The 19,856-nt window shown below is 57.2% G+C and carries 20 protein-coding genes; 7 read left to right on the forward strand and 13 right to left on the reverse strand.

All coding sequences use genetic code 11. The features are described 5' to 3' along the window. Nucleotides 1–66: 66 nt before the first annotated feature. From HMPREF3143_RS19590 to HMPREF3143_RS19605, 4 genes are all read right to left on the reverse strand, one after another. A complete protein-coding gene (locus HMPREF3143_RS19590) occupies nt 67–2,448 on the reverse strand; it encodes a glucose/quinate/shikimate family membrane-bound PQQ-dependent dehydrogenase (protein WP_070534138.1) in 2,382 nt (793 codons plus the stop codon). Nucleotides 2,449–2,698: 250 nt separating this feature from the next. After that, entirely contained in the window at nt 2,699–3,622 is a 924-nt protein-coding gene (locus tag HMPREF3143_RS19595; RefSeq protein ID WP_021242540.1) for a LysR substrate-binding domain-containing protein, read from the reverse strand. A 180-nt stretch (nt 3,623–3,802) separates the two neighbouring features. Then, nucleotides 3,803–4,687, reverse strand: coding sequence for an SDR family oxidoreductase (locus HMPREF3143_RS19600; protein ID WP_021242539.1), 885 nt, complete (start codon nt 4,685–4,687; stop codon nt 3,803–3,805). Between the two features lie 64 nt (nt 4,688–4,751). Further along, entirely contained in the window at nt 4,752–5,141 is a 390-nt protein-coding gene (locus HMPREF3143_RS19605; protein ID WP_008502282.1) for a YdeI family stress tolerance OB fold protein, read from the reverse strand. Nucleotides 5,142–5,279: 138 nt separating this feature from the next. Between HMPREF3143_RS19605 and HMPREF3143_RS19610 the strand changes: the two genes are divergently transcribed. Genes HMPREF3143_RS19610 through HMPREF3143_RS19625 form a run of 4 tightly spaced genes read left to right on the forward strand, consistent with a single transcriptional unit; the run spans nt 5,280 to nt 7,773 of the window. Beyond that, on the forward strand, nt 5,280–5,783 hold the full coding sequence (locus tag HMPREF3143_RS19610) for a hypothetical protein (protein ID WP_045354183.1): 504 nt from the start codon (nt 5,280–5,282) through the stop codon (nt 5,781–5,783). 9 nt (nt 5,784–5,792) lie between these two features. Continuing rightward, nucleotides 5,793–6,239, forward strand: a complete 447-nt coding sequence (locus tag HMPREF3143_RS19615) for a DUF421 domain-containing protein (RefSeq protein ID WP_070534139.1) — start codon at nt 5,793–5,795, stop codon at nt 6,237–6,239. An 11-nt stretch (nt 6,240–6,250) separates the two neighbouring features. Continuing rightward, on the forward strand, nt 6,251–6,769 hold the full coding sequence (locus HMPREF3143_RS19620) for a 2-oxo-tetronate isomerase (RefSeq protein WP_008502279.1): 519 nt from the start codon (nt 6,251–6,253) through the stop codon (nt 6,767–6,769). A 17-nt stretch (nt 6,770–6,786) separates the two neighbouring features. After that, complete coding sequence (locus HMPREF3143_RS19625) at nt 6,787–7,773, forward strand: SDR family oxidoreductase (protein WP_070534140.1); 987 nt, start codon at nt 6,787–6,789, stop codon at nt 7,771–7,773. Here the strand turns inward: HMPREF3143_RS19625 and HMPREF3143_RS19630 are convergent, their stop codons facing one another. The 8 genes from HMPREF3143_RS19630 to HMPREF3143_RS19665 all read right to left on the reverse strand — a co-directional run bounded on the left by HMPREF3143_RS19630 (nt 7,774) and on the right by HMPREF3143_RS19665 (nt 14,312). Beyond that, nucleotides 7,774–9,399, reverse strand: coding sequence for an alpha-amylase family protein (locus HMPREF3143_RS19630; RefSeq protein ID WP_070534141.1), 1,626 nt, complete (start codon nt 9,397–9,399; stop codon nt 7,774–7,776). Nucleotides 9,400–9,407: 8 nt separating this feature from the next. Next, nucleotides 9,408–10,418, reverse strand: a complete 1,011-nt coding sequence (cydB, locus tag HMPREF3143_RS19635; protein WP_039025101.1) for a cytochrome d ubiquinol oxidase subunit II — start codon at nt 10,416–10,418, stop codon at nt 9,408–9,410. Beyond that, nucleotides 10,418–11,821, reverse strand: a complete 1,404-nt coding sequence (locus HMPREF3143_RS19640; RefSeq protein ID WP_032674763.1) for a cytochrome ubiquinol oxidase subunit I — start codon at nt 11,819–11,821, stop codon at nt 10,418–10,420. The genes cydB and HMPREF3143_RS19640 overlap by 1 nt, the downstream gene beginning before the upstream one ends. Before the next feature lie 67 nt (nt 11,822–11,888). Then, on the reverse strand, nt 11,889–12,761 hold the full coding sequence (locus HMPREF3143_RS19645; protein ID WP_008502274.1) for a manganese catalase family protein: 873 nt from the start codon (nt 12,759–12,761) through the stop codon (nt 11,889–11,891). 17 nt (nt 12,762–12,778) lie between these two features. Then, entirely contained in the window at nt 12,779–13,285 is a 507-nt protein-coding gene (locus HMPREF3143_RS19650; protein ID WP_014883791.1) for a ferritin-like domain-containing protein, read from the reverse strand. Nucleotides 13,286–13,310: 25 nt separating this feature from the next. Further along, complete coding sequence (locus HMPREF3143_RS19655; protein WP_008502273.1) at nt 13,311–13,514, reverse strand: hypothetical protein; 204 nt, start codon at nt 13,512–13,514, stop codon at nt 13,311–13,313. A 23-nt stretch (nt 13,515–13,537) separates the two neighbouring features. After that, nucleotides 13,538–14,032 (reverse strand): YciE/YciF ferroxidase family protein, encoded by a 495-nt coding sequence (locus tag HMPREF3143_RS19660; protein WP_008502272.1) that lies wholly within the window; start codon nt 14,030–14,032, stop codon nt 13,538–13,540. Nucleotides 14,033–14,126: 94 nt separating this feature from the next. Beyond that, the gene (locus HMPREF3143_RS19665; protein ID WP_004150795.1) at nt 14,127–14,312 is read right to left on the reverse strand and encodes a con-10 family general stress protein; all 186 of its coding nucleotides are present in this window, start codon (nt 14,310–14,312) and stop codon (nt 14,127–14,129) included. 528 nt (nt 14,313–14,840) lie between these two features. Here HMPREF3143_RS19665 and HMPREF3143_RS19670 point away from each other — a divergent pair. Both HMPREF3143_RS19670 and HMPREF3143_RS19675 read left to right on the forward strand, forming a co-directional pair. Continuing rightward, a complete protein-coding gene (locus HMPREF3143_RS19670; RefSeq protein WP_070534142.1) occupies nt 14,841–16,184 on the forward strand; it encodes a 2-oxoadipate dioxygenase/decarboxylase HglS in 1,344 nt (447 codons plus the stop codon). 43 nt (nt 16,185–16,227) lie between these two features. Further along, on the forward strand, nt 16,228–17,733 hold the full coding sequence (locus HMPREF3143_RS19675; protein WP_070534143.1) for a carboxylesterase/lipase family protein: 1,506 nt from the start codon (nt 16,228–16,230) through the stop codon (nt 17,731–17,733). Here HMPREF3143_RS19675 and HMPREF3143_RS19680 read toward each other — a convergent pair. Then, nucleotides 17,720–18,562 (reverse strand): LysR family transcriptional regulator, encoded by an 843-nt coding sequence (locus HMPREF3143_RS19680; RefSeq protein ID WP_008502268.1) that lies wholly within the window; start codon nt 18,560–18,562, stop codon nt 17,720–17,722. The genes HMPREF3143_RS19675 and HMPREF3143_RS19680 overlap by 14 nt on opposite strands. A gap of 114 nt (nt 18,563–18,676) precedes the next feature. Here HMPREF3143_RS19680 and HMPREF3143_RS19685 point away from each other — a divergent pair, with 114 nt between their 5' ends. Then, on the forward strand, nt 18,677–19,846 hold the full coding sequence (locus HMPREF3143_RS19685; protein ID WP_021242532.1) for a pyridoxal phosphate-dependent aminotransferase: 1,170 nt from the start codon (nt 18,677–18,679) through the stop codon (nt 19,844–19,846). Nucleotides 19,847–19,856 lie beyond the last annotated feature (10 nt).

A 19,856-nucleotide genomic window follows, 5' to 3' on the forward strand; every position in this document is an offset into this window, starting at 1 on the left:
TAGGCCCGCGTAAGCGTAGCGCCACCGGGCAAAAAAAAGGGACCGAAAGGTCCCTTTTTTCATCTGTTACTTCTTATCGGGTAATGCGTACGCGATAACGTAATCACCGCGATCCGGCGACTGGCGGGCGCCACCGGCGTTAATGATGATGTACTGCTTACCGGTTTTCGGCGACACGTAGGTCATCGGGCCGGACTGGCTGCCGACCGGCAGGCGGTCTTTCCAGATCTCTTTCCCGGTGGCGGTATCAAACGCGCGCAGGTAGAAATCCTGGGTGCCGGCAAAGAACAGCAGGCCAGACTGGGTCGAGAGCGATGCCCCAAGCGTCGGCATGCCGATCGGGATTGGCATGTGCATGCGAATGCCCAGCGGGCCGGTATCTTCCACCGTACCAACAGGAACCTGCCACACCAGCTTGCCGGTTTTCAGGTCAACCGCCGACATGGTGCCAAACGGCGGCTTCTGGCACGGAATGCCCAGCGGCGACAGGAAGCGCTCGCGCATCGCGCCGAACGGCGTGCCGTCCATCGGGACAATCCCCATCTCGATGCCGCTGGCATCTTTCGCCACGTTCGCGCGCGGCACCATGTAGTTTGCCAGACCCAAACGCATATCGTTGACGAACATCAGGCTGTTGTTCGGGTCAACGGAGACGCTGCCCCAGTTCATCCCGCCGAGTGAGCCGGGGAACTGCAGGGAACGGTCGAGACCCGGAGGGGTAAAGACGCCCTGATGACGCATCTCTTTAAACTGAATGCGGCAAAGCAGCAGGTCGACTGGCGTCGCGCCCCACATGTCGGACTCGGTCAGCGTCTGGTTGCCAATCATCGGCATGCCAACAGAGTACGGCTGGGTTGGGGAGTAGCGTTCACCTTCAACGTTACCCGCCGGGACAGGGCGTTCCTCTACCTTCGCCACCGGCTTGCCGGTTTCGCGGTTAAGCATGAAGATCATGCCCTGCTTGCTGGTCTGCACCAGCACAGGCGTGGTGCCGCCCTTGCCGTCAGGCAGGTCGTACAGCAGCGGCTGGGAAGGCAGGTCAAAGTCCCACAGGTCGTGGTGGGTGGTCTGGAAATGCCAGCGGACCTGGCCGGTGGCCGCGTCGACGGCGACGATGGAGGAACTGTACTTATCGTCCAGCGCGGTACGCTCGCCCGCCCAGAAGTCTGGCGTGGCGTTGCCGGTTGGCAGGTAGATCAGGTTCAGTTTGGCGTCGTAGGACATCGCAGACCAGACGTTCGGCGTACCGCGGGTGTAGGTCTGGCCTTCCGGCGGCAGGCCGGTCAGGTTCGGATTACCCGGATCCCACGCCCAGGCCAGCTTTCCGGTGTGAACGTCGTAGGCGCGGACCACGCCCGGCGGCTCGCCGGTCGAGTAGTTATCCGCGACGCGACCGCCGACGACAACGACGTTTCCGGCTACCAGCGGCGTGGAGGTCTGCTGATAATATCCGGGCTTAATCTCACCCATCCCGACGCTCAGATCCACGGTGCCATGGTCGCCAAAGTCGTCGCAGACCTTGCCGTTATCCGCGTTAATGGCAATCAGACGGGCATCGGTGGTGGGCAGGAACAGACGGCGAGGACATGCCGCTGGCTGTGTTTCTGCCTGTGACGTTGTCACGGTGGAGTGGTCTTCAAAATAGCCCAGACCGCGACAGCGCTGCCAGTTAGGGGCCGTGGCTTTGGAATCGTAGCGCCATTTTTCTTTACCGGAATCCACGTCCAGCGCCAGCACTTTACTGTACGGCGTACAGACATACAGCGTGTCGCCAACCTGCAGCGGCGTGTTCTGATCTTCCGCACCCGAGCCGTTGCTCTGCGGAATATCGCCGGTGTGCGCAACCCACGCGACTTTCAGCGAGCTGACGTTTTGCTTGTTAATCTGGTCCAGCGCGGCGAAGCGGTCGCCGTGGGTGGTGTTGCCCCAGTGCTCCCAGTTCTTTTGCTGCTCGCCGGGTGCGACGGGTTTCACCGGCACGGGCTCGTTCGCTGCCACAAGGGTTTGCGGCTTAAACATCCAGCCGAGGCTGACCAGCATGGCCACCGCGAGCAGCGCCGCGACGCCAAAAGCGGGGGCTTTGTTTGGTGCAGTGTGGTTTGCCGCACGCAGGAAGGGCCAGACGATGGCGCACAAGAACGCCAGCACGGCAAAGGTAAACAGGCGGGAGAAGAGCGGCCAGAAATCCCAGCCCGCATCGCTTACCGCCCAGAACAGCGAGGCAATAAACGCGATGCCGTAAAGCAGTATCCCGCTGATGCGGTTGAGGAAAATCAGGATCGCGGCAATCACCATTGCCACGCCCATTATCAGGAAGTAACTACTCCCGCCTACGGTGGCGAGCTTAAAGCCCAACCCGCCGACCGCCAGACCGATGAGCATCATCAGTCCGGCAAGAAGCCACTGCAGAATACGCGGTATTCCACGTGGCGCGCTGCCAAATGCCATTTCTCTCTCCTTTAGATCCCGCCGCCGTGTCGGGTATGTACCAGTTGGGTAATAAATGCGGTGGGATTGATGATTAGTACGGGTGAATTCGTTTTTATCAAACCGCTTGTGAACCATTTGGTGAATTCACGGCTATGATAAAACTGTTAAATTGTTTTACGCAATTGTTAATGAATGATTTCGCATTATTTGATTAACGCGCAGGTCTGTTCCCTCGCCCCTTTAGGGGAGAGGGCTAGGGTGAGGGGTATTAAACCGGCATCGATTTACGGATGGCGCTCAGCAGCGTCTGCGCGCCGGTGGAAAGCGGGGTATCTACACGGGTCAAAATGCCGATAGGTTCACCGGCGCCGGGGGCCGTTACGGGGAGAGCGGTCAGCGTGCCCTGGCGCAAATCATCTTTTACCGCGCCGGAGGGAACGAACCAGACGTAGTCATAGTCGAGGGTGAGCTGGCGTGAAAGCGAGGCTGACAGCGTTTCGATACACCCTGAGGGCAGCGTACACCCCTGCATTTGCAGCAAGGTTTCGGCGGTCTGACGTGGGACGGTCCCTTTCGGGCACACCACCACCGGCCACTCCATGACGCGGCTTAACGTCACCGTGTCCTGCAGCAGCGGATGATCGGGACGAACCACCAGCTTCAGGGACTCCAGGAACAGCAGCTCGTAATTGAGACCGCCCATCAGTTCAGGGTCGGACATGCGGCCAATCCCGATATCCAGCTCGCCCGATTTCAGCCCCGCGAGCAGCATGGTGTTATTCATGGTGGCAACCTGGATCGTGGTATGCCGTTGCTGCTTGTGGAACTGGCCAATCACCGGCGGAAGAATGCCCAGCGCGGCGGTGGGCAGGGCCCCGACGCGGACGACCTCGCTGGTGTGTTCTTCTTTTCGATGCAGCGACTGGCCTGCGGTATTGAGCGCATCCAGCACTTTGACGGCGTGCGTAAGGAACTGTTCGCCCACGATGGTAAGCTGCGCCCCCAGCCGACCCCGGTCAAAAAGACGGGCGCCGGTCAGCTGTTCAAGCTCGTTGAGGGTTTTCGAGAGCGCAGGCTGGCTCAGGTTAAGAGTTTCAGCCGCACGCCCCAGCGTTCCCTGTTGAGCGACGGCCACAAATGTATGCAAATGGCGCAAGCGTATGCGCTGACTGAACAGACCATTTTTTTCCATAGGCGATGTTAAAAACAGAGCGATGCGGGTGACAAGCTAAGTTGTTTAATTTTGATAACTTGATAGCAAAATATTTTTAACATTTGATCTGTTTGAGTTACAACATGTTTTTCGGCAGGGGAAGAAAAGTGAACATCCTTGTTCATTTATTGCTCATTGCAGAGAGGGAGGGTTAAGGGGTCAGATCACGCCGTCACCGCCGTCAGAACACCATACCTGGCCGGAGGTAAATGAACATTCATCCGAGGCCAGCGTGACGTACAGCGGGGCAATCTCGACGGGCTGACCCGGACGTCCCAGCGGGGTATCGCCGCCAAACTCCTTCACTTTTTCCATCGGCTGGCCACCGCTGGATTGCAGCACCGTCCAGTAAGGGCCAGGGGCGACCGCGTTGACGCGAATGCCTTTCGGACCCAGCTGCTTGGCTAAGGATTTGGTAAATACCGCCAGGCAGGCTTTGGTCTGGGCGTAGTCCAGCAGCACCGGGCTCGGCTTCACGGCCTGAACGGAGGAGGTATTAATGATAACGGACGAGGCTTTCAGGTGGCGCAGCGCCGCCTTCGTGATCCAGAAGGGGGCATAGACATTGGTTTTAAACGTCGCGTCAAAATCTTCGGTGGTCAGCTCTTCAAGGGATTCACGGAACTGCTGACGACCGGCGTTATTGACCAGAATATCCAGCCCGCCCAGCTTCGAGACGGCTTCTTCGACCAGATTCTGGCAGAAGGTTTCGTCCCGAACGTCCCCCGGCAGCGCGACGGCATTCCGGCCTTCGGCTTTGATCAGGTCGATGACCTCCGCGGCGTCTTTTTCCTCTTCAGGCAGGTAGTTAATAGCCACGTCTGCACCTTCGCGGGCATAGGCGATGGCCACTGCGCGACCGATACCCGAGTCACCGCCGGTGATCAGCGCTTTTTTACCGGCCAGGCGGCCATGCCCTTTGTAGCTGGTTTCCCCGTGGTCGGGTACAGGTTGCATTTCGGATGCCAGTCCCGGTGGCGTTTGCGGCTGTTCCGGGAACGGGGGCTGCGGGTAAGCGTTCGTACGTTGTTGGGTATCACTCATAGCTGACTCCTTAAGCCAAGGGGTGAGATTTGATGGATAACTGCAGCGTTAACGCTTCGCTGAATTATTTCTGCAAACGATCGACACGGACGACGGCAGGAGATGATTTTTTATCAAGCGAACCGTTGATGCTGATCATCTGGTCGGGTTTTACCGTTCTGCCGTCGAAGACTGCCTGGGGAATAATAACGTCGATTTTTCCGGTTTTATCCTGAAATACAAACTTATCGCCGCTACCGTCAATAAGATTACCGCGTAATGAAATGGTCGCACCGTCGTGCAGTTGTTTTGCCTGATCGATGGTCATAATACGCGCGTCATCGGTTCCGCGATATCCGCTATCCAGGGCGTGGGGCGGCGGCGGGGCTTCACCTTTTTGTAACCCGCCGTTATTATCTGCCCATGCGGCCGGAACCAGAAATATCAAAAAAGCGGAAATAAGCGATAATTTCATCGGATATCCTTCATTTTGGGTGTCTTGACTTATTAAGTATTGTTGCTATTCCTTTATGTGGCAAATGTGATAAGTCCTAAAAACATTCGCGTTAGAAATCAAAATTATCGGATAATAAGCGAAACGGTGACGATGGCCATGAAGCGTGAAAATGAAAAGTTACCCGGGATAGAGGAAAGATATCGCTTGCTGACGTTTGAATACGCGTTTCGTCAGGTGGGGTTTATTGTTCTGTTAGGTATTATCGTTGCCGCCATTGCCGGTCTGTTTTCAAGCGGAATAGTCAGCGATACGGTAAAAACAAATTCCGCCAAGTCGCTGACCATAAACTATGAGCGCTTCGGGCGGCGGGAGACGGAGACACGGATGCAGCTTGCGTTTCCGGTGAAAACGGAGGGGACCTATACCCTCAGCGTCACCAGCGAGAGTAGCGAGGCGTATGATCCAGGCAGCGTCTGGCCCCAGCCGGACGCCATGTTCAGCCACGGAAATAGCCTCTATTTTGTTTATCACAACCTGAAAAAGACGGACAACTTTTCGGTATTACTCTTTACCACACCGTCCCGGGCCGGTAAATGGAACTCGGTCATCCGCGTAAACAACGAGCCGGAGATCACCCTCTGGCAATTTATTTACCCGTAGGAGGCTGATATGGATATGGTCTTTCGTGCGCTGGCTATTTATCTGTTCCTCGTGGTGGTATTTAAAGTGGCCGGGCGACGCGCGCTGCTGCAGATGACCAGCTTTGATCTCATTCTTCTCCTGATAATTAGTGAAGCCACGCAGCAGGCGCTTCTGGGGCAGGATTTTTCCGTCACCGGCGCGATGATTACGATTACCACCCTGGTGGTAGTGGATATTATTTTTGGCCTTATGAAAAAGTATTTTTCCCCGGTAGAGAATATTCTGGACGGAACACCCGTGATTCTGGTGGAAAACGGCATTCCCCTGGCGAATAAACTCAAAAAGGTTGATGTCTCTTGCGATGATATTCTGGTGTCAGCGCGTCAGAATAATGGCATTACCGAAATAAGCCAAATTAAATATGCCATACTTGAGCGCAATGGACATATTTCAATCATTCCTTTCGAGAAATAAGAGGCGGCAAGATGAGCAATCTTTTGCACGATAACCATTACACCGTCGGTGAACTGACAAAAAAACTGGCGAGCAAGTTAACCGATGCCGGGCTGCGCTTAACCACGGCGGAATCCTGCACCGGGGGAAAGCTCTCGGTGGCGCTCTGCGCTGAAGAGAACACGGCCGATTTTTATGATGTCGGGCTGGTGGTGTTCAGCGATGCCGCGAAAGCGCGGATCCTCGGCGTGCGTCCTGAAACGCTGGCGCGCTATACCGCCGTCAGCGAACAGACGGTGACCGAGATGGCCGCCAGCATCCGCGACATTGCCCAGGCGGATATCAGCATCGCCATCAGCGGATACGCTGGCCCGGAAGGGGGCGACGACGGCACGGCGGCGGGGACGGTCTGTTTTGCGTGGAACATACGTGGCGAGACGAAAACCCGTACCGTGCTTTTCTCCGGAGACTGTCAGGACGTGGTGGAAAAAGCGGTGCATTTTTCGCTGGCAGAGCTGGTAACAACATTGTCGGACGGAAATAACGGTTGAGTTCACGTGGAGGTTCTATGGCTGTCATAGTGATTACCGGTGGGACGGCGGGCGTGGGAAAAGCCACGGCGCTGCGCTTTGCAAAAGCAGGTTACGATGTGGGCCTCATCGCCCGCGATGAAGCCAGCCTGCACTCCACCCAGGAAGAGTTGCGCCGCTTCGGCGTAAATGCACACGCCGTGCAGGCGGACGTCGCCGACAGTCAGGCGGTTGTGGATGCGGCTAACGAGATTGAGTATCGCCTCGGTGCGATTGATGTCTGGGTCAACAACGCCATGGGGGCCGTGCTGGCACCGTTTCGTACCCTTACGCCGGATGAGTTTCGGCGCGTGACCGAGGTGACATACCTCGGCTACGTGAACGGCACCCGCGCGGCGCTTGAGCTTATGGTTCCGCGCGACAGGGGCGTGATTATTCAGGTAGGGTCCGCGCTGGCCTACCGTTCCATTCCCCTGCAGTCCGCCTACTGCGGGGCCAAAGCGGCGATTCGCGGGTTTACCGATGCGGTGCGCACCGAGCTGATGCATGAGAACAGCCGGGTTCAGCTTGCGATGGTGCAGATGCCGGGGCTCAATACGCCGCAGTTCGAATGGGCAAGGAACAAGTTCGCGTGGGCGATGCGGCCGGTACCGCCGGTGTTCGAGCCTGAAGTCGCCGCCAGCGCCATCTTCAGGGTGGCGCAAAAGCCGGTGCGCGAGCTGTGGGTTGGCAGCAGCACCATTCAGTCGATTGTCGGGCAGTTCCTCTTCCCGGGTTTTCTGGACAGGCTGATGGTGAAGAAAGCCTGGGAAGGTCAGATGACCGACGATCTGAACGCGCCGGACCGCCGGGATTATCTCGACCAGCCGGTTAACGACCTGCACAAAATCCATGGCCGTTTCACTGACGAAGCGAAAACCCGCGCGTCGTCCGTGACCTCCGGTATGCCGGGCAAAGTGGCGTTAGGGGCCCTTGCGGTGGCGGGTATTGTGTTGACGCGTTTGCTCACCCGCCGGAAACCGTAATCAGCGCAGCGCGCTGCGGTGCGTCCAGAACCAGCGATAGCCGTAGCCGCCAAGGCTGAGCTCGACGGTTTTACCGCAAACCAGCGCGTCATCGTAGCGTTTGTCCGCGAGACAGGCGGTCCAGGTCGTGTTGCGGATCCCCTTCACGGTGAACTGCACCGGCTGGTCACTGAAGTTAACAAAGGTCAGGATGCTGCGTTCTTCGGTCTCGTAATAGATCCCCAGCACCGCGTCACTATCGATCGTGAGGAGCCGAAAGGGCGCAACGGCAATTTCGGGGAACTCCGAGCGGGTATTGGCGATATCAATGATGCGGTGCAGGAGCGAGTTGCGGTGGAGCAGCGAATCAGCGACGTTGATTTTTTGATAGCGGTAAGGGCCGCGGTCGATAATCGGCGCGATAAATTTTTCCGGGTCGGCTGCCGAAAAACCGCCGCCTTGCGATCCCGCCCACTGCATGGGGGTGCGCACAGCGTAGCGCTCCTCCAGATCGAGGTCATCCCCCATGCCGATCTCATCGCCATAGCGCATCACCGGAACGCCGGGCAGGGAAAAGAGTACCGCGTGGCAGAACGCCAGCCGCTTCAGATCGCCGTTGAGCATCGGTGCCAGGCGGCGGCGGATCCCGCGCTGATAGACGTTCATCTCCTCATCAGGGGCGAAGGTATCGAGGACAAACTGTTTGTCTTTCTGGCTGATGCCCTCCAGATCCAGCTCGTCGTGATTGCGCAGCCAGTTGGCAAAACAGCATGAATCGGGCGGGACGATCATTTTCTTCACCGCGTTGCGCAGCGGACGGGCGCTTTTGCGGGCCAGGCTGACGTAAAAATACTTGTTGAGCCAGAAATTGAGCACCAGATTCAGGCGGTCATTATTGCCAAAGTAGTCCTGATAGGCCTCCACCTCGACGTCCACTTCACCCAGCAGGATCGCGTCCGGATTATGTTCCTCAATAAGACGTCGCATATGCTCGAGGATCCACAGACCCTTTTTTTCATCACCGTTTCCCGCCTGCGTGGTCAGGTGGGAGGCGGCATCCAGGCGGAACCCCGACACGCCCAGTTTGAGCCAGAAGAGGATGATGTTCTCAATCTCTTTCAGCACCGCGGGTGAGGTCAGGTTCAGGTCCGGTTCGTGGCGATAGAACATGTGCCGGTAGTATTGTCCCGCCTCGTCGTCCCAGCTCCAGATGCTCTCCTCCACGCCGGGAAACATGGGGGGCGTATCGTCCTCGTCAGTATCTGACCAGAGGTAGTAATCCCGGTAGGGTGACGCCGGGTTACGGCGGGCCTGCTGGAACCAGGGGTGCGCGTCGGAGGTGTGCTGGATCAGCAGCTCAATAATGACCTGCATGCCCAGCTCGCGGGCCTGTTCGATCAGGGCAATAATATCGGCCAGCTTTCCGAAGCGGGGGTCCACCTGGAGATGGTCGCTGACGTCATAGCCTTCATCGAGAAAGGGCGTGAGATAAAACGGGGTGATCCAGATAACCGTCGCCCCCATGCGGCGAATGTACCGCAGCTTGGCCGCTATCCCGGCGATGTCCCCGCAGCCATCGCCGTTCAAATCATAAAAGAGTGCGGTATCAATCTGGTAAATAATGGCCCGTGTATGCCAGTCCGTCATAGCGTGCCTCAGTGATAGCCTTCAGTATCCGAAACCTTGCCCCGGAACACGTAGTAGCTCCAGGCGGTGTACACCAGGATCACCGGAATAATCAGTAACGTCCCAACCAGCATAAACAGCTGGCTGGCAGGCGGGGCCGCGGCCTCCCACAGAGTGATACGCGGCGGAATAATGTTCGGCCAGAGGCTGATACCCAGTCCGCTGAACCCGAGGAAGATCAGCCCCAGCGTCAGCAGGAAAGGGCGCGCGTGGCTGTCCGGATTGCGGGTCAGGCGCCAGATCAGCACGCTGAAGATCCCGACCAGCAGCGGAACCGGCAGGAACCAGAAGAAGTTGGGCAGGGTAAACCAGCGGTCGGCGACGTACTGCCAGCCGAGCGGCGTCCAGACGCTGACCACCGCGATAACCAGCATCAGCGCCAGCAGCACGTGGCGGGTCAGTTCGCGCATGCGTTGTTGCAGCGCGCCTTCGCTTTTCATGATGAGCCAGGTGGTGCCCAGCAGCGTGTAGGCGACGACCAGCCCGATGCCGCAGAAGAGGTTGAAAGGCGTGAGCCAGTCCAGCGAAGAGCCGACAAAACGTCGGCCCTCCACGTCAAAGCCGTTGATCACGGCGCCCACCACCACGCCCTGGCTGAAGGTGGCGAGCAGGGAGCCGCCGGCAAAGGAGTAGTCCCAGAATTTGCGGTGTGAAGGGGTGGCTTTGAAGCGGAACTCAAAGGCAACGCCGCGAAAGATGAGGCCGATCAGCATCGCGGTGAGGGGGATGGTCAGCGCATCAATGATCACCGCATAGGCCAGCGGAAACGCGCCGAACAGCCCCGCGCCGCCGAGCACCAGCCAGGTCTCGTTGCCGTCCCAGACGGGCGCCACGCTATTGACCATCACATCGCGCTCTTTGGCATCGCCCACGAAGTTAAACAGCAGGCCAATCCCCAGATCGAAGCCGTCCATAATGATATACATCAGCGTGGCAAACACGATGATGGCAAACCAAATCACTGAGATATCGACGCCCATCAGATTCTCTCCTCTTCCGGAACAGACTCCGCGGCTGACAGCGGACGGGCAGGCGTGCCCGAGGTGTTTGACGTCAGCGTATTAACGGGCTGAGGACCTTTCTTAATCAGCCGGATGAGATAAACATAGCCCACGCCAAATACGGATGAGTAGACGACGAAGAACGCCAGCAGGCTAATGCTCATCTGCAGGGTGCTGTGCAGCGATACCGCGTCGATGGTGCGCAGGTAGCCATAGACAACCCACGGCTGACGGCCTACTTCGGTGGTCACCCAGCCGGCAAGCAGCGCGACCAGCCCCGCAGGCCCCATGCAGAGGGCAAACCACTGGAACGGACGCGAGTGGTAAAGTCGATGGCGATAGCGTAGCCAGAGGCTGAGCAGACCGAGGGTAATCATCAGCAGACCCATCCCCACCATAATGCGGAACGACCAGAAAACGATGGTCGAGTTGGGTCGATCCTCTTTCGGGAAGTCTTTCAGGGCCGGGACCTGTTTATCCAGGCTGTGCGTCAGAATCAGGCTGCCGAGCGCGGGGATCTCCAGACCGTATTTGGTGCGTTCTTCCTCCATATCCGGCAGGCCAAACAGCAGCAGCGGGGTGGCCTCGCCGGGCGGATTTTCCCAGTGACCCTCAATAGCGGCGATTTTGGCTGGCTGATGCTCAAGCGTGTTCAGGCCGTGCATATCGCCCACCACCGCCTGGATAGGGGCGACCAGCAGCGCCATCCACATCGCCATCGAAAACATGGTGCGAACGGCGGGCGTATCGTTACCGCGCAGCAGATGCCAGGCGGCCGACGCGCCGACAAACAGCGCGCTGCTCAGGAACGCGGCGATAGCCATATGAATAAGACGGTACGGGAAGGAGGGGTTAAAGACGATCGCCAGCCAGTCCTGCGGGATAACCTGCCCGTTTTCGATAGTGAAACCCTGCGGCGTATGCATCCAGCTGTTGGAGGCGAGGATCCAGAAGGTCGACATAAGCGTGCCGAGCGCCACCATGCAGGTCGAAAAGAAGTGCAGCCCCGGGCCGACCTTGTTCCAGCCGAACATCATGACGCCGAGGAATCCGGCCTCCAGGAAGAAGGCGGTTAATACCTCGTAGGTCAGAAGCGGGCCGGTAATGCTGCCCGCGAACTGGGAGAACCCGCTCCAGTTGGTGCCAAACTGGTACGCCATCACCAGCCCGGAAACGACGCCCATGCCGAAGTTAACGGCAAATATCTTTAGCCAGAAGTGGTACAACGATCGCCAGACGTCGTTTTTGGTGCGCAGCCACATGCCCTCCAGCACCACCAGGTAGCTGGCGAGACCGATGGTGATCGCAGGAAACAGGATGTGGAACGAGACGGTAAAAGCGAACTGAATTCTGGCCAGATGAAACGCATCGAGTTCGAACATGGTCCGTACCTCTGAGACGATGGGGCACGCGAATTGCCGGGCAGGTCAGGCCTGCCCGGCAAACCGATTACGGTTTAGTCTTACCGGCACCCAACTCGGCACCGGTCAGCGGGTCGGAATGTGGATCGGACTTCGTGCGGGCAGACATCGCCTTAACCAGGGTTGCCTGCTCGGTTGTGAGCGTCACGCTGGCACTGCCATCGCCGCCATCCACCGCAGGCTGGGGGGACTCAACGTAATCGAAATGTTTATCGCTGTTCCAGCTTCCGCGAACCTCTCCACCTTCAGACATATTGTAGTACTTGTTGGTGAATTCCTCGATTGGCGGCAGTTTTCCCGGCGGGAAATTATTACGGATGGACTGCAGCGCCTTCTCAAAGGAGAGCTGATGCGCCGCCTCACGCGTCATCAGAAACGCCAGGGCATCTTTAACGCCAGGATCGTCAGTCACGTTGATCAGCCGTTCATAGATGATTTTGGCTCTGGCCTCGGCCGCCACGTTCGAACGCAGATCCGCCGTCGGCTCGCCAATGGTGTCGACGTAGGCCGCCGTCCAGGGTACGCCCGCTGAGTTGGTTAGCGGGGTTCCGCCGCCGTAGAGCAGGGAGGTGATGTGGCTGTCATTCCCGTTTTCGGTCATGGAGCGATACAGCTCGGCCTCATTTTCCACCCCTTCCGCCAGCGCGCCCTTGGCACCTTTATTCAGCATACCGACCAGGGTACCGATGATTTCGAGGTGGCTTAACTCCTCGGTCGCGATATCCATCAGCATGTCTTTACGGCCCGGATCGTCATCGCTCAACCCTTGCGTAAAGTAGCGGCAGGCGGCGGCCAGTTCACCCTGCGGTCCGCCAAATTGTTCCAGTAAAAGGTTCGCCAGGCCGGGATTCGGTTCGGCGACGCGAACCGTGTATTGCAACTGTTTGACGTGTCGAAACATGCTCACTCTCCTGTGGGTTATTTTTTCGCTTCGACACCCGACGCGTCTGAACGCAGCAGGAACTGTTCCGTCGTTTGCGGGATATGACGAATCAGCCAGTCGGCCATTTCGCGCTCTTCGGCGAGGATCGTCTCAATAGCGGGTATCGAGGCGGTGTCACCCGCTTTTTTGGCCGCCGCCAGCAGGGAGGTATAGCAGGCGATTTCAAACTGTTCGAAAACATAGCCGCTGATCGAGCCCTTCACGATTTCGTCAGAAGGGAACATGCCGCCGATGGATTGTCCCAGCGCCGCCATTTTGCTCATCGAGTCTTTTAAGACCGAACGAGAAATATCATTACGGTCGAGGATTTCCTCCAGCAATGTGATTTGCCGTTTTGTCTCATTAATATGTTGCTCAATTCTGGCGCGAACATCAGGATAATTATCGATACGGCTGGCCATGGATTCCAGCATAGATTCGGCTTGCTTTTCCATTGCATGGGCATCGCGTAGCCAGTCATGGTAGTGTTCTACGTGATTCATCATTGTATCCTCATTAGGGGTTCGCTTATTTGGTCTCACTTTCAGCAGCCTGATCGGCACGTGCGGCACTGTAGCCAGATAAATGGCCGACAATATTGGCATAAATACTGATGATAATGACCCATAGCACGCTGTTCTTCCACCAGATGACGGAAGGGATAGCGAGAATGAACCATATTATCGCTGCCGCTAAATGGCACCGTTTAATTGTCCTGGGACTGATGCTCATTTTATTTAACCTGTATTATCGCGTCATTTTTGCGCTTTTTGGTTAATATTGCCAACGGCCAGGTCGGTGAGTTTAAGGTCGGTCTCTTTCTCTTCTTCCAGCGTTTCGGCAAGAAGCTTAACGGCTTTTTTATAGCCGAGCTGTTCTGCCAGAGTGGCAAGGGTACCGTAGCTGGCTATTTCGTAATGCTCCACTTTTTGCGCAGCGGCAATTAATGCGGCATCACGGACTTCATTTTTTTCCGTGCTTTCGATGACTTCATTCGCTTCTTCTATTAAGCCTTCCATTGCGACGCATTTCATGCGCTTGAGCTTGATGCCGTCTTCCTGTTCCACGATCTGGTCGATGCGTTCGATCTGACCTTGCGTCTCTTCAAGGTGTGCGGTAAAGGCGGCGCTCAGCTTCTCGCTGGAGGCGGCGCGGGCAAGTTTGCTTAACGCTCGGGTAAGCTGCTTTTCTGCGCTGTAGGTATCCGACAGAAGATGAATAAATACATCCTCTACACTTTTCATATTCATAATTATTACGCTCCGGTAAAATAAAGAAAGGGTACTGCGAGCTTTTCAGCCCGCAGCATGCTCTCTGGTTTTATTAAAAGAGTACTAAATAAGATCAGGAGTTATCAGATTTACGGCCTCCGCCGTGACTGTTCTGTCCCCCTTTCTTACCCGCTTCAGATGCGCGTTGCGGATCGTTTTTAAAATTACCACCGCTGTGCTGGCCACCTTTACGTCCAGCTTCTGATGCTTTTTCACGGTCTTCAGCGAAATTACCGGAACCACCACGATGCTCTGCCATATTAAACCTCATAGTCATATATTGGTTATGTCAGTACGATACGAAAATATTCCGTATCACTCGTCGTTCGAGTAATAACTCTAGTCGCTGTGTGCGATCCGTCAAATGCGTTTTGCTATTTGCGGTTGCGTTATTTTTAAATATTTGTAAATTTGCGCTTCGCTTGCGTTGGAAATATGGATAGACAGGAAGGACTTGTAAACAACTGTTCAGATTATTCCTAACTTTGAGCTAAAAATTTGAAAGCTGAGGATAAAAATAATGACGACCTCAAATCGGTTAATTTGCAGTCAGGGGAAAATAAAAAATACTCCTTTATAGCTAGAAAGCGAAACCCTAAATAATTATAAGGAAAATCCTGGATAAAAAGCGCCAGGCGCGAAAGGGCGGTTTCGTTAAGGCTTGTTCAGAGGCCAGTCGCACACGGTTTGACCACTGTCGTCTTAAGATCACAAATCAGAAATCTTTCCCCCCGGAAGGAACGGGTTTCTCTACACTCCAGGTAATATTCACTGGAGGCATGACATCATGGCGAACACCATCACGGCTGATGACATTCGGGAACACTTTTCGCAGGCTATGTCGGCGATGTACCAGCAGGAAGTTCCGCAGTACGGCACCTTGCTTGAACTGGTAGCGGACGTAAACCTGGCGGTGCTGGAAAATGATCCACTATTACATGAACAACTGGCCAACGCCGATGAGCTTGCGCGTCTGAACGTCGAGCGTCACGGGGCCATCCGCGTCGGCAGTGCGCAAGAACTTTCAACCCTGCGCCGTATGTTTGCCATTATGGGGATGTACCCGGTCAGCTATTACGATCTCTCCCAGGCGGGGGTGCCGGTCCACTCAACGGCATTTCGGCCGATTGATGATGCGGCGCTGTGCCGTAATCCGTTCCGCATCTTTACTTCGCTGCTGCGCCTTGAGCTGATTGAAAACGTCGCGCTGCGCGAACGGGCGGCGGAAATTCTGTCTCACCGAAACATCTTCACCCCGCGCTGTCTGGCGCTGCTCGATCTGTATGAATCGGAAGGGCAGTTTACCGTCGAGCAGGCGCAGGAGTTTGTGCAGGAAGCGCTAGAAACCTTCCGCTGGCACCGTCATGCGACGGTCGATCAGGAAACCTATCAGGCGCTGCATAACGAGCATCGCCTGATTGCCGACGTGGTCTGCTTCCCGGGCTGCCATATTAACCACCTGACGCCGCGCACGCTGGATATTGACCGGGTGCAGGAGCTGATGCCGAAGTACGGTATTGAGCCGAAAATTTTGATTGAAGGGCCGCCGCGTCGCGAGGTGCCCGTCCTGCTGCGTCAAACCAGTTTCAAGGCGCTGGAAGAGCCGGTGCTGTTTGCCGGTGAACACAAAGGCACCCACACCGCGCGCTTCGGTGAGATTGAGCAGCGCGGCATGGCGCTGACCCCGAAAGGCCGGGAACTGTACGATAGCCTCCTTGCCCAGGCCGGTACCGGCAAAGATAACCTGACGCACCAGCTGCATCTGCAGGAGATCTTTAGCGCCTTCCCTGACAGCGAACTGTTAATGCGCCGTCAGGAGCTGGCGTATTTCCGCTATCGTCTGACGCCAGCGGGTGAAGCGCATCGGCATGCGTTCCGGCCGGGCGACGATCCGCAGCCGCTGATCGAGCGCGGATGGGTCGTCGCACAGCCGATCACCTACGAAGATTTCCTCCCGGTCAGCGCCGCGGGGATTTTCCAGTCCAATCTCGGGAATGAAACCCAGGCCCGCAGCCACGGTAACGCCAGCCGCGATGCGTTTGAAGCGGCCCTCGGCTGCCCGGTGTATGACGAATTTACCCTCTATGAGGAGGCTGAAACGCGCAGCAAACAGCGTTGCGGTTTGCTCTGAAAGCGTTACTCTGCTGGGGTGTGATGGAAAAAATAAGGTCGTTATGCAAAATCCTTCCGCCCCTGTGGTTGAAACGCGCCAGGGCGCACTCTCTGGTTTAACCGATGAAAATGTCCACGTCTGGTGCGGTATTCCTTATGCCGCACCGCCCGTTGGCGAGTGGCGCTGGCGCTCCCCGCGGCATCCTGAGCCGTGGGATGGCGTTCGCGAGGCTACCGCTTTTTCGGCCTCAAGCTGGCAAAGCAGCGAATATTGCCAGGAGCTGGGCGGGGGCGATCCCGGTCAGTTCTCGGAAGACTGCCTCTATCTGAACGTCTGGTCTCCCACAGAGCGCGCCGGGCCGCTTCCGGTTATGGTCTGGCTGCACGGCGGCGGCTTTACCATCGGTGCGGGTGGCTTACCGCCCTATAACGGCAAAGCGCTGGCCACGCGCGGCGTGGTTGTGGTGACGATCAACTACCGTCTCGGTCATCTTGGCTTTTTTGCCCATCCCGCGCTGGAAGGCGAGGAAGATCGCGTGGTGCATAATTTTGCCCTGCTGGATCAGATCGCCGCCCTCGAATGGGTAAGGGACAATATCGCCGCATTTGGTGGCGACCCCGCTAACGTGACCCTGTTTGGTGAATCCGCGGGCGCGCGCAGCGTGCTCTCTCTGCTGGCCTCTCCGCTTGCAGAAGGATTGTTCCATAAGGCGATTGTGCAAAGCGGGTACACCTTGCCGGACACGCCGCGAGAGCAGGCGTTGCAAAAAGGGAAGGCGCTGGCTGCCCATTTTGGCCTGGAAAAGGCGACAGCCGAGCAGCTGCGCGACATTCCGCCGGAGGCGTTCTGGTCGCTCACCGCGCCGCTGAACATTGCTCCGGCCCCCATCGTCGGGGATTGCGTTCTGCCTGAAGCGATGCTGGACGTCTTTTTCGCCGCTCGCCAGCACCCCGTGCCGGTAATGATCGGCTCGAACAGCGATGAGGCCAGCGTGATGGCGGTGTTTGGCATCGATCTCGCCGGGCAAATCCAGAAGCTTCGCCGGGAGCGACGCTTCGGGCTGGGGCTGATTAAGCTGCTCTATCCGGGCGTCAAAGGCGATGAGGAGCTGGGCAGGCAGGTGTGCCGCGACATGGCGTTCACTACGATGGGCTACGTCGTGATGCAGGCGCAGCAGCGCGTCGGCGGATTGTGCTGGCGTTACTGGTTTGACTATGTTGCGGAAGCGGAACATGCCACCTATATCAACGGCGCGTGGCACGGCAATGAAGTGCCTTACGTCTTTGATACCCTCGGCCAGGTGGAGCCTTCACGCCAGTATGTCAACGAACGGGATGTGCAGTTTGCTGCTCAGGTGGCCGATTATTGGGTGAGCTTTGCGCGAGACGCAGGACCTCGTGAGATCCTGCCCGGGCCGACGCACTGGCCCGCATGCCGTAAAGGGCGGGACGTATTATTACGCATTGGCGTGAATAAACATGCAGGTTTCAGGCTTGAAAACCGCTTTATGCGCGCCCGGATGAGCCTCTTCAAACGGGTGATGAAGCACCACGTCAGCCTCGATTAAGCAAACAGGCGCGAAACGCCGCCAGCCCATTTTCCTCCCCTGGCGTTTCGCGCAGCACCAGCCGGTAGCTCGCGCCGGTTTTTATGCTGGTTTCATAAGGCCGCATCAGTCTTCCCGCGCGGACATCTTCGGCCACCAGCGTTTCGTCGGCAATGGCGACGCCCAGCCCCTGAATGGCGGCCGTGATGGCGAGATCCATCGTGTCGAAGTGTTGATTTTTGTGCATGGCAAAGCCCGGACCTTCCTGTTTCGTCAGCCACAGCGACCAGTCTGTCTTATCCCTTGTCGGATGCAGGAACGTCAGCGATCCCAGCGCTGCACCCGCCCGCACCGGGCTTATCACCGGGGTGAGCGCCTCTTCGAACAGCAGGTCGCCTGCGCTCATGTGCGTGCCGAACACGATGGCCGCGTCGTAAGATTCGGTTTTGAAATTGACGTTATGATCGGTGGTGGTGGTCAGGGCGATCTGCAGATCCGGCTGCTCACGCTCCACCTCCAGCAGGCGCGGCACCAGCCAGCGCATGGCACAGGTGGGCGCCTTGAGCCGGATCACGGTTTGCTGGCTGCGGGCCTGGTCGGCCACGGTCAGCAAGTGTTCGAACGCAGACTGCAGTTCCGGGAGCAGGGCGCAGCCCTGTGAAGAGAGGCGCAGGCCGCGCGCGTGGCGTTCAAAAAGCGGAAAGCCAAACCAGGCCTCGAGGGAGGCTATCTTGCGGCTCACGGCCCCCTGCGTCAGACAAAGCTCTGCGGCAGCATGGGTCAGATTCAGGTGACGCGCGGTGACTAAAAATGCGTCGATGGCATTGAGCGGGAGCGAACGGCGCGACATGAAAATACCTCAGCTATGCATTTTTCTCATGGCTATTATGACAACAATTCGATTGTCCCGACAACAGAGATGTTGTTTGAATAGTTATGCAATGTCCATGAGAAGGGAAAGAGGATGACTTTACAAACGCCTGTGCAAACGCGCTCCAAACTGCCCGATGTGGGCACCACGATCTTTACCGTTATCGGCCAGCTCTCGGCGCAGCATAACGCGATAAACCTTTCTCAGGGCGCACCGAATTTTTCCTGCGACCCGAAGCTTGTTGCGGGCGTCACCCGCGCGATGGAGGCAGGGCATAACCAGTACGCGTCGATGACCGGCCTGCAGACGCTCAAAGAGCGCATTGCCGATAAAATTGCCACGCTTTACGGCACGCAGTATGACCCGGGCCGCGAGGTGCTGGTGACCGCCAGCGCCAGCGAAGGGCTCTACTCGGCAATCAGCGGGCTGGTGCATCCGGGCGATGAGGTGATCTACTTTGAGCCCTCCTTTGACAGCTACGCGCCGATTGTCCGCCTGCAGGGGGCAACGCCGGTTGCCATCAGGCTCACCGTGCCGGATTTTGCCGTCAACTGGGACGAGGTTCGCGCCGCGATCACCCCGCGCACGCGCATGATTATCATCAATACGCCGCACAACCCGAGCGGTCAGGTCTTCTCCGCCGACGATCTGCAGCAGCTGGCGGCGCTGACCCGCAATACTGACATCATTATTTTGTCTGACGAAGTGTACGAACACGTGGTGTTTGACGGTGAGCCGCACCACGGGATGGCTACGCACCCGCAGCTGGCGGAGCGTAGCGTGATTATTTCTTCTTTCGGAAAAACCTATCACGTCACCGGCTGGCGCGTGGGTTACTGTGTTGCACCGGCGGTACTGATGGACGAGATTTGTAAAGTCCATCAATTTTTAATGTTCTCTGCCGATACGCCAATGCAGCACGCGTTTGCTGAACATATGGTCGACCCGCAAACCTGGCTGTCGCTGTCGGCGTTTTACCAGCGCAAGCGCGATCTGCTGCAGAGTCTGCTGGCCGATTCGCCGTTTACGCTGCTGCCCAGCGCCGGATCGTTCTTCATGCTGGCGGACTACAGCCAGTTCAGCGACGAGCGCGACAGCGAGCTGGTGAAACGGCTGATCGTTGAGTACGGTGTAGCCACCATTCCGCTGTCGGCGTTTTATGCGGACGGTACGGATAATAAATTGATTCGTCTCTCTTTTGCGAAAGATGAGGCGACGTTACGGGCAGGTGCCCAGGCCCTGTGTCGGGTTAAACCACGCTAAGGAGTTTGAG

The organism is Enterobacter sp. HMSC16D10 (genome assembly GCF_001807145.1).
GTDB classification, from domain to species: Bacteria; Pseudomonadota; Gammaproteobacteria; order Enterobacterales; family Enterobacteriaceae; genus Enterobacter; species Enterobacter roggenkampii.